This is a genomic window from Erwinia sp. L03-1 (assembly GCF_058686115.1).
The window spans coordinates 1,470,244-1,483,001 of sequence record NZ_CM178762.1 but is presented as its reverse complement, the minus strand read 5'-3'; the positions used below and the strand labels follow the sequence as shown (position 1 = coordinate 1,483,001).

Genomic DNA, 12,758 nt, shown 5'->3' with positions numbered 1-12,758 from the left:
AAAAACCAGGGCCCCGCGTTATATCGATTAGCGATTAATGGTGCTTTATTAAAAATTCAAATAGCCATGAGGGGTTTTAAAATGTAAAAAGTAGAATGCACGTTATAAACTGGAACGTTTCCAAGTACAGAATACAAATAATCATTAAGGAACACATCATGTTCGATTTTGTCGAGTCTCGCGCAATAAAAGTGAGTAACAGCCCTCTACCAAAAGTGGACCCACAAACGGGGCAACTGATATTTTCAATTCCTATTATTAACATCATCAGTAACGAGCATTTAGGACCAGATTTTAACTTCACGCTGCATTATCGACCAAATTATATATCTGAGCAGTACGGAAGGGGATTTTATGCCAACGTCAGTCAATTTGATTCGAAGAATATGTCTCTTATAACCAGAAGTGGGAAAATATACTATCTCAAGAGAAACGTATATCCTTACGAATTCGTCGATGACCGGCCACTTGATTTTAAATTTTATAAAAAAGGAGATTTTCATTACATTACACATAAAAATGGAATTGTTGAAAGACTTTCGGGTGACGGATCGATCAAGAGACTTGACAACTTATACTCGCCTTTGGGTGAAGTGCTCTATTTCACCTGGATAAAAAGAGATGAAGTAGATTGTCTTACTGAGATTAGAGACCCTAGCACCACTTACCTCCAAATAGTGAACTTTGAGAAAGAAATAACATTTATAAGTTACCCAGCAATAAACAACTCTCCAACAATAACACTCGAAATCGCCAATAAAAGAATAGTAAAAATAATTAAAGGAAAAGAAAAAAACACAGTGTGGTCTCTTGATTATCATGATGAATCTGCCAACAGGCAAGGGAACTTCATCAAGCAAATATCATCCCCTTTTCAGGTTAAAGACTATTTTCATTTGAATACAGTCGGATTTTATGTTCCTGAGCGAAAGGATCTGAAAGTCCCCTATATAAAGCAACATGATCACACACAGTACATTAATGAGGAAATGTTCACGTATACAAAACGCTATGAATTTACCGATACGAATTACTTAGGTTGGCGGGGGAAAAGGACACGTGATTTGGAAGAGAACGAAGATTACCTTTATGAAGTCTCAGAAATAGCCAACAACAATCATGACCAGCCTTATTCATATCAAAGCATTGAAAGTTATACCGTCGACGTTCCTAAAAGTTCACCGACGACCCAAAAAGAATACAAAATATCCAGAATGTATAATAAGTTTCATCTTAAGACTGATGAATATACAGAGATAAGTCATAAAGATGATAAAAATAGGATATTGAAGCGAGCAGTAAAATCTGTTTCCTTACATTACCCCGCTCTTGATTACAAAGGATTTGCAGAGCAGCCAGTTAATTACAGTAAGGTAGAAAAAATAACAACTGAATTCAAATTAGGAGATTCCGCTTATAAAAATAGAAAAACAGAAGAGTTCTCCTATGACGACTATGGAAATATCACGTCATCTAAAAACTCAGATGGGCGTGAAGAAAAAATAGAATACTACCCTGCTAAAGGAGATGTAAATTGCCCGCCAGATATTAATAATTTTGTCAGATTTATTAAAATGATATCACGAAACACGAGATCCGTAATTTATACATATGGGAAAATTGACGCCTACGAACAAGATTTCAGGGATCAAGCCTATGCCGTAGTTTGCCTGAGTGAGAAATACTTTAGTGCAGGGGCGGTATGCGGTTTGATATCGCATGAATACAACAAAGATAAAAATGAACACTCATTTGGACGAAAAATTAAGGAATGCATTTCTTATTCTACACATGATCAAAATACATTAAGAACCATGGAGTTAAAATGGACACAGGGTGCCAGTTACAACAGATATACAATAATTTGTGAAAAAAAATTCTCACCCGAACCGGATGGTACTAAAGCAGTTTTTCAGCAAACGGCATGGTCACTCCCTTTATACCAAAAAATATACGAAATAGACATTTTCGGTAACAAAACCACTTATTCTTATAACGATCAAAATATGCTGAGTATTATTACTCATTGCCAGGGACAAAAGAACGAAAAGAAATTAATTTTTAATTATACATTCACTGACAACCAAATGATCACCAGTTATACAGATAATGAACACCTCTTTAGCGTGGAAAGCCGCATGGATGTAGATGGGCATGTATGCAAAACACTGCTTTCAGGAATAAAGCCTGACAGTCAAAAACAAATTTTGTCTATGGTCTTACGTGATATTACCGGGAAAATAAAAAGAAAGATCACTAACGATTTTACGAATCAGGGAAAATTTATAAATTCACTTAAAGAAGAATATTTTTACAACATATGGGATAACCTTGAGCGAGTTGAAAAAGGAGATGGAACTGTAGGTCACTATAATAATCAACCAATCTCTGATATTTTCAGCTCATTCTGGTCGGGCGCTGATGCAAATAACAAAAAAACCACTACCGCTGCGCTTTTCAAGATTATGACAAAAGGAAAGCTGAGTGCTTTTGGCCGGTGGAATGGCGAGGATCATCAGTTGCAGTACGATCTTACTCAGATGGAATATGATAATTTTGGAAGAACAACTAATATAAAAAAACCCGACATTCCTTTTACACTCAATCTTATATATAACCAGGAGGGATTAATTTCAACCCAGGAATCAATAAAAAACAGCACTTTAAATTACAACTATAAATCCGGCGTTAGAGAGCCATCAGATATTAGTGTTAGGGATGGAAATGTCAGCACCTCGATTCTATCTGCAACCTACGACAGTTGGGGTAGGATATTAAAAAACGGACTCATTTCTTACACCTACGATTCACAAAGCGTTACGTCAAAGAAAATGAATGATAAGGAAATTATTAACTTTACCTATTACCCTGAATTTCTTAATAAAATAAAAAGTCTCTCTTTCGATACTACTGTAAGAAATTACACCTATGATGCAAATAATGGTCTTGTTACCCGAATATCTGAAAATACTTCACAAGGGGAAAAATACTACGAGTATCAATATGATCCCTTTGGACATGTTATTATCGAAAAGAATAACTACCATAACAGCATACTAACGTCTGAAAATGATAGCACCATTAATGGAAAACCACTCCTTACAAAAACAACTGGGGCACGCAATTCTACTTTTAAATATAACGAAGATGGCTTTATCACTGGCACCGCAGGGGTTAAGTCTACAACAGATATTACTTATAATAGCCTTTCTCTCGTTGAAGAAAAAAACTCTTTTACTAAAGACTCATTAAATAAAATCCTTATGCGTCATCGTTACGATGAGTTTGGTCGATGCACTAACTATCTGATTATGACTGAAACACCCCGATTTAAAAAAACTTGCGAAGTTCATTACTCTTTCAACACCCTCGACAAACTGACGCAAAGGGATTTCCTGATAGAAGGAAACCTGATAAAAAAAGAGACTTTTTTATATAACTCTAATAACAAACTTATCAGTTATCAATGCGATGGTTTTCCGCCTGAAAATTCTGATAGCAGAAAGATAAAGAAGCAAACCGTTGTGTGGGATGGGTTCGACAGGATAATCTCACTCAGCGAAGAGTCGGAGGATAATATAATCAAGAAATCACTATTTATATATGGTGATACTTTATCTCCATTCAAACTAACCAGGCTCACTCAAGTTGACAACAATAAACCTTTAGCAGACCGTTACATTACCTATGATGATGCAGGTAGGATAACGAATGATGGCTTTGGTCAAACCTATACCTATGATACCGTAGGCAGGCTTTCTGGCTGTAGAAATGAACAGGGAGTACATTCTGAGTATACCTACGATTGCCGGGACAGAATTATTTCTGTTAAAACTGGTAATAAAGTAAGGGAATATTACTACGTGGGTGACACGCTGCTGAAAATCAGGACGGAAGGTAAGACAACAGTTTTCCTCGATAATCTCTTCGGTAGCTGTGTAACCGATAATATAACAAATGAAGAAGTCTATAACCTGGTTGCTACCGACGTTCGTGGAGAGTCATTAATAAGAATTAACCCTGCGGAAGATACATCCCTGAATTTTTCGGATTACCTTCCATGGAAGGATTACTGTACTACAGGGGCTAACTCAAACCGCAATGATAAAGGGTCTTTTGATATTACCAGCGGTTGTTATATTATGGGGCATGGTACGCGATTCTATCACCCCCGGTTAAAACAATTTTTGACGCCAGACCTGCTCTCTCCTGTTGCAGGGAAATACATTAATCCCTATAGCTATTGTGATGGTGACCCGGTTAACTACAGCGATCCTACGGGTGCTATGAGCTTACATGCCTGGGGCAATATACTTATCGGAACCGGTCTTATTGCCAGCTCATTGGCGACCGATGGAATGGCCTCTGTTGCGAGTTTCCTCGTAAGAAATCTCACCTATTTTAGTGGTGCTACTGCTGTCGCCTCTGGCGTACTTGAACACTCTGATCCTAAGCTGTCGGCAAAAATGGAAATGGCGTCATTAGGATTTGGCATCGCAGCAATAGGATTAGAAATTGCTAAATTTTCATATAATTTGATAAATGAATCTCAGCCTTCCAGCTGGGCTTTTTACACATTCCCTGACCAGAAAGACCAAAATTTACCAGCCTTTATGACAAATTATATGGGTAGGGGCATAGCGATGTACTCTACCCATGGCCTACGTGACTCTCCTATGTTGATGAATCGCGCCGGCGATATGGTTGATGCATTCTCTGTTTCCAAAAACGATATAATCCCCATGTTTAATACAGCTACGCGTGATGGAGAATTGAACCTGGCCAGGGATACTCCTTTATTACTCGTATCCTGCTATGCGGGTCGCACCAGTGCAGCTTTGGAAGTTGCCCAGTTTATTAGAAGACCTGTCGCTTCTTATCTTAACGAAGTCTGGGCTTACACTGATGCGGCCGATGAGGCCTTTATTGCTAATCCCTCAGCTAAAGCCTATCCGGCTTACGGTTCTAAAAATAAATTTCACAAGCTTTCATCCTGGCTTAAAGGAGAGCCAAACTGGACAATTGCTCCCTACCATATATATTATCCCGATGACTTTTTTGACGGTACGCACGATATTGAAGCGGTACTTCAGTTTAATAAAAATTTCCACAGCTGAACTGGCTGAGAAATTATATTATTTCTGATGAAAAGTAGTTATCAACATGAAACATAAAAAAAGCGCGGTTGCCCGCGCTTTTTTTCATCAGAGGGGTATCAGGCTTTAGCCAGCTCCGACTCGGGACGCTTCAGTACCGCGTAGGAGAGGCCCGCCACCAGGGTTCCCACGATAATAGCCATCAGGTAACCCATAACCGGGGTGATAGCTCCGGGGATCAGCAGAACAAACAGGCCGCCGTGCGGCGCCATCAGCTTCGCGCCCACCGCCATGGAAATGGCACCGGTCAACGCGCCGCCCACAATGCAGCAGGGCAGTACGCGCATCGGGTCGCGTGCGGCAAAGGGAATGGCCCCTTCGGAGATAAAGCACAGGCCGAGAACCAGTGCTGCCTTGCCCCCTTCCTGCTGGCCTTTATTAAATTTCCTGCGCGCCACCAGCGTTGCCAGCCCCATTGCCAGCGGAGGAACCATGCCCGCCGCCATGATTGCCGCCATCGGCGCATAGGTTTGCGAACTGAGCAGGCCGACGCCAAAGGCATAGGCCACCTTATTGACCGGGCCGCCCATATCGGTACACATCATGCCACCCAGTACGGCACCCAGCAGCACTGCATTGGCCGTTCCCATATTCGCCAGCCAGTGGGTCAGCCCTTCCATGATTTTAGCAACCGGCGTGCCGACCACGTAAATCATCAGCAGGCCGGTGACCAGGCTGGCGATTAGCGGGATAATCAGAATAGGCTTGAGCGCCTCCATACTCTGCGGCAGCCTGAGTTTGGCGCTGATAAATTTTGCCGCATAGCCGGCAATAAAACCGGCAATAATCCCACCGAGGAAGCCCGCGTTAATGCTGGTAGCGAGCATGCCGCCAATCAGGCCCGGCGTCAGGCCCGGGCGGTCGGCGATGGAGAACGCAATAAAGCCAGCCAGCACCGGAACCATCAGCGCGAATGCGCTACCGCCGCCGATTTGCATCAGCGCCGCCGCCAGCGTGCCTTGCTCTTTGAAGGCGGTAATACCGAAAGCAAACGACAGCGCGATGCTCAACCCCCCCGCTACCACCATCGGCAGCATATAGGAGACACCGGTTAACAGATGACGATAGGCACCCGCGCCCTCTTTCTTCTCTTCACCCTGTGATGCTGAGCTACTGCTCCCTTTAGGCTGATAAGGCTTCGCTTCCGCGACCGCTTTATCCAGCTCCTGGGCGGTTTTCTTCAGCGCCAGTCCGGTAGAGGTGCGATACATTGGCTTGCCGGCAAATTTCGCCAGATCCACCTCAATATCCGCTGCCACGATGACCAGATCAGCTTCTGCCACTTCTTCTGCCGTAATGGTATTGCCCGCGCCCACGGATCCGCGCGTTTCCACCTTAACCCACCAGCCGCGTTTTTTCGCTTCGGTATCAATGGCTTCTGCTGCCATAAAGGTATGCGCCACGCCGGTTGGACAGGCGGTAACCGCGACAATGCGTTTTGCCCGCTGTTCGCTTAGGGCACCTGCTGGCGCCTGCGCTGGCGAGGCTGCTGGCGCGTGCCAGGTTTTAGCTTCGCTTTGCGCCGTGGTTAGCACCGCGTCTGGCTGGCGCATGAGCTCTTCGATATCAGCAACGTATACGGATTTCCCGTCAAGGCTGGCGTCGGCGGGGATACTTTTTCCTGCCACAATCACCCGATCTGCCTCAGCCAGGCTGTCGGTCAGCGTCACGCCCAGTTTCACCGCAGCGGCGGTTGCCATGTTTTTTGCCAGATAACCTGTCGCCAGGCCCAGCGAAGAATCAATTATCAGCAGCGTTTTCAATGTGCTTCTCCTGCTGTCAGTTAAATGGTTCCAGCTTGACGCGCGCCATCATTGCGGCCAGCTGGGTACGATCGGTAATGCCAACGTTGCTCTGACTGACGGCCAGGGCCGCCACGGCCGTAGCCAGTCGAAGCGTATGCTCGCTGGATTCGCGCATCAGCAGGCCATAAATCAGCCCACCAACCATTGAATCCCCGGCACCCACGGTGCTTACCACTTCACACGCGGGCGGTTTGGCAATCCATTCACCTGAAGCATTTACCCACAGTGCGCCTTCCGCACCCAGTGAGATCACCACGTGAGCAATACCCTGTTCGCGCAGGGCATGTGCCGCTTCTATTACATCCTTTAACGTCGGAAGTTTGCGTCCGGCCCAAATCTCCAGTTCGCGTCGGTTTGGCTTCACCAGCCAGGGCGCAGCTTTAAGGCCCGCTACCAGCGCTTCACGGCTGCTGTCGAAAATAATGCAGGGGCAGTGGGTACGCAGCGCACGCATCCAGTCGGTAAACGCATCCGGATCGACGCCGGCCGGCAGGCTACCGCTGACGCAGACCATATCAAACTGGCCCAGCCACGTGAGTGAGTCGGTCGTAAAACGCTCCCAGTCCTGCCCCGTAACCTCAAACCCCGAAAAGTTGAGGTCCGTTACGTCTCCGCCTTTCTCAGTGAGCTTAACGTTGATACGGGTACGGCCTTCGACCACCTGAAAGCGATTAGCAATACCCAGTTCGCTGAACAGATGCTGAAAGCCATCCTGATTCTCTTTACCCAGGAAGCCACCAACGGTGACATCGATCCCCAGGTCCTTCAGCACCTTAGCAACGTTTATCCCTTTACCCGCCGCATGCAGACCGGTGGTTTTTACCAGGTTTACCTCGCCCCGTTCGATTTCAGGCGTATAACCCACCAAATCGTAAGCCGGGTTCAGGGTGATAGTAGCGACGCGCCTGCTCATGATGCCCCCTCGCCAAGACCGCCAGAAATTGCCTCACCAATGGCCTTAATTGCCTGTGGTGCATCTTCCCCGCTGGCGGTAAAACGCAGCCGGTGGCCTTTCTTCACCCCCAATGCCACAACTTTCATCAGGCTCCGGCCATTGGCCGGCTTGCCGCTTCCGTCGAGATTCGTCACGGTGACGTCGCAATTAAACTGTTTGATCACCGTGACCAGCGCGGTGCCGGGACGGGCATGCAATCCATGTTCGTTGCGAATGGTGAACTCTTCCGTCAGCACATCCGCCTGTTCCGAGACTTCACTGGTTAGTAGCGCAAGAATACCCGCTGCATCGGCACTCAACAGGCGATCGGCTTTCTGGCTCATCAGCAGGTCACTGAGGTAGTTCAGCACATTTAGCGGGCTGTCATCGTTGACCGCCACGGTCACCAGCAGCGCCGCTTTCTCACCGTCAACCTCAAAGGGCGTGGCGCTGCGACTGACGGCGACCGCGCTGGCAAGATTGCCCTCGGTGCTGTCACTCAGCCAGACGCCCTGTCCCAGGTTAAGCGGGCGGGAGGCGATGACACGGCTAACAAAGGTCGCATCGACTGCTCCCGCCTGCTGTAAGCGGCCCGCGTTAAGCGCCTGAAGCGTCATCAGATCGCCGGTGGCAACGTCGGTAGTAATCAGCGAAGTATCAAACTTAAATTCCCCTGCCAGCTTTTCGCCCATCAGCAGGCTACGCAGCGTTTCGGCTGAATCGGCACTTCTTAGCTGCTCAGCCACGCTGTCATCGCTGAGAACGTGGGTCAGCTGACGCAGCAGCGCGAGATGTTCATCAGACTTTGCCGCGATACCAATTACCACCCAGGCGGTCTGATCCTCGCCCCAGGCGATACCCTGCGGAAACTGATACACCTGGACGCCCGTTTGCAACACCAGATCGCGGGTATCCGTGGTGCCGTGAGGGATAGCAATACCGTTACCCAGATAGGTTGAGGTCTGCTGCTCCCGGGCGAGCATACCGTCAACGTAACCTTCTCCCACGTTGCCCGCACGAGTAAGTGCGGCAGCAACCTGACGAATGGCATCCTCTTTGTTTTCGGCAGTCGCGCCGGGATGAATAGCGGACAGTTCAAGCTGGAACATAATTCTCCTCGCTGCTTAGATTGAATCGTTTCAGCTAATTTATGAAAACGCGTACGCTCTCTGGTCTAACACGCTGAACGGACAACGCTGAAACGTTTCAATCAGTGTGTTCTTCTTCGCCTCGGCGATGCAAGTTTTACCGCTGGTTGGGTAACGATTTTTTGATGCCACGCACATTTTATCGCTTCTTTCTGGAATTATCGGGCCGAAAGCGTTCTCGGGGAGCAAGTCAGCTGAAGCTAAGCTGACACCTCTCGCGCCGGGAAAATCGCAGAATGCGGGGGGCCGCCGCCAGGGAGGGATCCACACCCTGTCTTTTGCATATCGCATCCGGGGTTTGCAACAAGGTGGAGCGGCAGAGAACGCAATAAAGGTTAAGGTGCCGTTTCAGCTTCAAGCTGAATAAGCCAGGTCAGGGCTTCGTCCCGATGGGTGAAACACATATCTGACCTCGCCTTTAAGCTGCCGCAAACGCTGGGGCGCAGGGGCGAAGTGAAGATCTTACACATGAAATTATCAGCAAGCTGGATACAGCGCGTGTTCGCGGGCTTCCCCTGCGGCATGCCGGGAATGGGGCTGGAGATCGAAGGGGCTATGCAGCACGCTCCGCAGTCGGTACGACATTCCATCAAAAGACCTCGGGGAAAAATCAACGGTAACGGAGCGTCAGGTAGCGCGGCAGGCGTTTAAAACGTGAACATAGCAGGCGGCCTGAGTGAATACTATTCTTTAATGACATTCTGAGAAAAGTGTCCTGCATGACTGCCGTTCAGCACTTGCCTGAATCCTTGCGCAAGAGTAAGTTGTCGCGAGAATTTTCCCTGGCCCTTTTTACTGAGATTTTTATATGCCAAGAGCGAACGAAATTAAAAAAGGTATGGCCGTAAGTTTCAACGGCAAGCTGCTGTTAGTGAAGGATATTGACGTTCAGAGCCCGAGCGCACGCGGGGCATCGACGCTGTATAAAATGCGTTTTACCGATATCCGTACCGGTATGAAAGTGGAAGAGCGCTTCAAGGGCGATGACATTATTGACACCATCTCTCTGAGTCGACGTCAGGTGACCTTCTCCTACATTGATGGGGACGAGTATGTCTTTATGGATGACGAGGACTACACGCCCTATATCTTTAAAAAAGAGCAGATTGAAGAGGAACTGCTGTTCCTGCCCGAGGGCGGGATCCCGGGTATTCAGGTCCTGACCATGGACGGCCAGATTCTGGCGCTCGAGCTGCCGCAAACCGTTGATATGGAAATCGTGGAAACCACGCCGGGTATTAAGGGCGCCTCTGCCAGCGCCAGAACAAAGCCAGCTACCATGATAACCGGCCTGGTTATTCAGGTTCCTGAATATCTGAGCAGCGGCGATAAAATACGCATTCATATTCCCGAGCGCCGCTATATGAGCCGTGCGGACTAATCACTACGTGATAAATTCGGCAACGTCCTTGCGCGCGGCCGAATTTGTTATATTATAACAATTGTCGGGCGTGCTAATTGTAGTTGACGGTCATAATCCCCATTTTGTGCTGTGCATCGAGCCATTTCACCTGCGTTTGCCCCAGCTCAGCAGGCAGCGCCTGCGCATCAGGAGGCGTGATGTAGACCTGGGTTTTACCCTGCTTAAAACAGGATGTTCTGATCAAGTCGGACTGCTGGTCGATTTCGCAGCCGGGCGACACAATCGCCCCCTGAAAGGTAAGGGTGCCAGAGCCTGCACTGGCCTGTGACTCTCCTGCCAGAGCGGTTTCCGTCCATAGCGGGATGAGCAGACTGACCACAGTCATTTGCACTGCAATTTTTACGCCATTCATAGTTACCTCGTCGATTAACTGCTGGCACTTTGAAGATAGTCGTTGGTGGGCAGGTAAGTTAATTATCGGCATCGGTGAGCAGAAGATTAATTCACCTTTAGCTGAATGCGCAGAGAGAGGAAAAGATGGCACGAGTTAATTTAATCACCGGATTTCTGGGCAGCGGCAAAACCACCACCCTCCAGCATCTTCTTTCTCAAAAACCGGCAGACGAAAAATGGGCGATACTGGTTAATGAGTTTGGCGAAGTGGGTATTGATGGGGCCCTGCTGGCAGAGAGTGGCGCTATCCTGAAAGAGATCCCCGGCGGCTGCATGTGCTGCGTGAACGGCCTGCCGATGCAGGTTGGGCTGAATATGCTGCTTAAGCAGGCCCAGCCCGATCGCCTGCTGATCGAACCCACTGGCCTCGGGCACCCCAAACAGATCCTTGATATGCTCTCGGCGGATGTTTACCGCCCCTGGCTCACGCTGGATGCCTCATTATGCCTGCTGGATCCGCGCCAGCTGAGCGACAGGCGCACCGTTGAAAACGAGAATTTCCGCGATCAGCTGGCGGCGGCCGATATTATCGTCGCGAATAAGGAAGATCGCTGGCTTGATGCCGACCGGCAGGCACTGCACGAATGGCAACAGCAGGATCCACTGAGCCGTCCGGTCATCACCGCCTCCTTTGGCAGAATTGATGCGCAGCTTTTGCGCCAGCCGCGTAAAAACCAGCAGACGCTTCCTCGGCCAGCCCATCATCATGGCCAGCCCGCTTCGGGCCTTGCCGCACTAACACTAAAGCCTGATGCACGGTGGCGCCGTTCGCTAAATCAGGGCCAGGGGTATTTCGCCTGCGGCTGGGTATTCGATAGCGATACGGTTTTTGATACCGTCGGCCTGCTTGAATGGGTACGCCTCTCTCCGGTCACGCGGGTTAAAGGTGTGATGCGCATCCAGGAAGGGTTGGTTAGCGTTAATCGTCAGGGTGACGACTTTCATATCGAGACCCGCCAGTCTTCGCCACCTGACAGCCGCATTGAGGTCATCCATGAAGCGGAAGCGGACTGGAACGCGTTACAAACATCTTTGTTGCAACTTCGTTTAACTTTCGTGTAATAATCTACGCCGTTACGATTTCTTAATTTAACCTTAAGACGAAATGACTGCTAAACGCTTACTTTCTATCCTGGTGCTTAATGCACTTGGCCTGGCGCTATTTTTCTCGTGGTATCTGCCCGCCCATCACGGTTTCTGGTTTGACATTGATAAAAGCATTTTCTACTGGTTCAATGAAAGACTGGTCACCAGCAAACCCCTGCTGTGGTTCGTGGCCATTACCAACTATCGCGCTTTTGATGGCGTCTCGCTGTTAGCAATGGGTGCGCTTTACCTGAGCATCTGGCTGCATGAAACCCCTCAGGGCCGCCGTCGCATGCTGGCCATCGGTATTACTATGCTGCTGGCTGCCGTCGTGCTTAACCAGCTCGGCCATCTGATCCCGGTTTCGCACCCCAGCCCCACTAAATTCTTCCCGGACGTTAATCATGTCACGCGCCTGACCGGCATACCGACTAAAGATGCGTCAGCGGACAGCTTCCCCGGCGATCACGGCATGATGCTGATGATTTTCGCCTGCTTTATGCTGCGCTATTTCACTCGCCGCGCCTTTTTAATCGCGGTAGCGATAGTACTGATTTTTGCCTCTCCCCGCATAATGATTGGGGCACACTGGTTTACTGACGTGGTGGTGGGTTCGCTTTCAATTGTGCTGGTCGGCATGAGCTGGCTGTTAATAACCCCGGCCAGCGACTATCTGGTCAATGTGGTTAATCGCTATTTACCTGGAAAATATAAGCCCGCTAAGTAAATAGTAGTCTGTTAATGCTTTGCGGCAGGCAGCATCGTAATGCTTATCTCATTTATTACGGTGCTGCTTAATACCCTTCTTCGCTC

The 12,758-nt window shown here is 48.3% G+C and carries 10 protein-coding genes; 5 read left to right on the top strand and 5 right to left on the bottom strand.

The annotated features are described in order from the left end of the window. Nucleotides 1-158: 158 nt before the first annotated feature. Nucleotides 159-5,117: an RHS repeat domain-containing protein gene (locus tag AC4PCC_RS06780; protein ID WP_492126825.1), complete on the top strand. Its 4,959-nt coding sequence runs from the start codon at nucleotides 159-161 to the stop codon at nucleotides 5,115-5,117. A gap of 98 nt (nucleotides 5,118-5,215) precedes the next feature. Here the strand turns inward: AC4PCC_RS06780 and fruA are convergent, their stop codons facing one another. From fruA to AC4PCC_RS06760, 4 genes are all read right to left on the bottom strand, one after another. Then, on the bottom strand, nucleotides 5,216-6,919 hold the full coding sequence (gene fruA / locus AC4PCC_RS06775; protein WP_492126824.1) for a PTS fructose transporter subunit IIBC: 1,704 nt from the start codon (nucleotides 6,917-6,919) through the stop codon (nucleotides 5,216-5,218). 16 nt (nucleotides 6,920-6,935) lie between these two features. Next, on the bottom strand, nucleotides 6,936-7,874 hold the full coding sequence (gene fruK, locus AC4PCC_RS06770; protein WP_492126823.1) for a 1-phosphofructokinase: 939 nt from the start codon (nucleotides 7,872-7,874) through the stop codon (nucleotides 6,936-6,938). Beyond that, nucleotides 7,871-9,004 (bottom strand): fused PTS fructose transporter subunit IIA/HPr protein, encoded by a 1,134-nt coding sequence (gene fruB, locus AC4PCC_RS06765; protein ID WP_492126822.1) that lies wholly within the window; start codon nucleotides 9,002-9,004, stop codon nucleotides 7,871-7,873. Before fruB ends, fruK begins: the two co-directional genes overlap by 4 nt. 374 nt (nucleotides 9,005-9,378) lie before the next feature. Next, nucleotides 9,379-9,576 carry a proteinase inhibitor gene (locus AC4PCC_RS06760; RefSeq protein ID WP_492127460.1) on the bottom strand — a complete coding sequence of 66 codons (198 nt, stop codon included), beginning with the start codon at nucleotides 9,574-9,576 and terminating at the stop codon, nucleotides 9,379-9,381. Between AC4PCC_RS06760 and AC4PCC_RS06755 the strand changes: the two genes are divergently transcribed. Both AC4PCC_RS06755 and yeiP read left to right on the top strand, forming a co-directional pair. Next, a complete protein-coding gene (locus AC4PCC_RS06755) occupies nucleotides 9,512-9,694 on the top strand; it encodes a hypothetical protein (RefSeq protein ID WP_492127615.1) in 183 nt (60 codons plus the stop codon). The genes AC4PCC_RS06760 and AC4PCC_RS06755 overlap by 65 nt on opposite strands. A 157-nt stretch (nucleotides 9,695-9,851) precedes the next feature. After that, nucleotides 9,852-10,424 carry an elongation factor P-like protein YeiP gene (yeiP, locus tag AC4PCC_RS06750; protein ID WP_067708645.1) on the top strand — a complete coding sequence of 191 codons (573 nt, stop codon included), beginning with the start codon at nucleotides 9,852-9,854 and terminating at the stop codon, nucleotides 10,422-10,424. Nucleotides 10,425-10,497: 73 nt separating this feature from the next. Here yeiP and AC4PCC_RS06745 read toward each other — a convergent pair whose 3' ends face one another. Beyond that, entirely contained in the window at nucleotides 10,498-10,818 is a 321-nt protein-coding gene (locus tag AC4PCC_RS06745) for a YmdA family protein (RefSeq protein WP_492126821.1), read from the bottom strand. A gap of 125 nt (nucleotides 10,819-10,943) precedes the next feature. On the opposite strand from AC4PCC_RS06745, the gene AC4PCC_RS06740 reads away from it, so the two are divergent. Both AC4PCC_RS06740 and AC4PCC_RS06735 read left to right on the top strand, forming a co-directional pair. Then, nucleotides 10,944-11,921, top strand: coding sequence for a CobW family GTP-binding protein (locus tag AC4PCC_RS06740; protein WP_345828270.1), 978 nt, complete (start codon nucleotides 10,944-10,946; stop codon nucleotides 11,919-11,921). A gap of 43 nt (nucleotides 11,922-11,964) precedes the next feature. Further along, a complete protein-coding gene (locus AC4PCC_RS06735; RefSeq protein WP_492126820.1) occupies nucleotides 11,965-12,672 on the top strand; it encodes a phosphatase PAP2 family protein in 708 nt (235 codons plus the stop codon). Nucleotides 12,673-12,758 lie beyond the last annotated feature (86 nt).

What these genes read in the sequence shown, in the direction of transcription:
- AC4PCC_RS06780 (WP_492126825.1), top strand. Translation starts at nt 159, where the DNA reads ATGTTCGATTTTGTCGAGTCTCGCGCAATAAAAGTGAGTAACAGCCCT.
- fruK (WP_492126823.1), bottom strand. Translation starts at nt 7,874, where the DNA reads ATGAGCAGGCGCGTCGCTACTATCACCCTGAACCCGGCTTACGATTTG.
- fruB (WP_492126822.1), bottom strand. Translation starts at nt 9,004, where the DNA reads ATGTTCCAGCTTGAACTGTCCGCTATTCATCCCGGCGCGACTGCCGAA.
- AC4PCC_RS06755 (WP_492127615.1), top strand. Translation starts at nt 9,512, where the DNA reads ATGAAATTATCAGCAAGCTGGATACAGCGCGTGTTCGCGGGCTTCCCC.
- yeiP (WP_067708645.1), top strand. Translation starts at nt 9,852, where the DNA reads ATGCCAAGAGCGAACGAAATTAAAAAAGGTATGGCCGTAAGTTTCAAC.
- AC4PCC_RS06745 (WP_492126821.1), bottom strand. Translation starts at nt 10,818, where the DNA reads ATGAATGGCGTAAAAATTGCAGTGCAAATGACTGTGGTCAGTCTGCTC.
- AC4PCC_RS06740 (WP_345828270.1), top strand. Translation starts at nt 10,944, where the DNA reads ATGGCACGAGTTAATTTAATCACCGGATTTCTGGGCAGCGGCAAAACC.
- AC4PCC_RS06735 (WP_492126820.1), top strand. Translation starts at nt 11,965, where the DNA reads ATGACTGCTAAACGCTTACTTTCTATCCTGGTGCTTAATGCACTTGGC.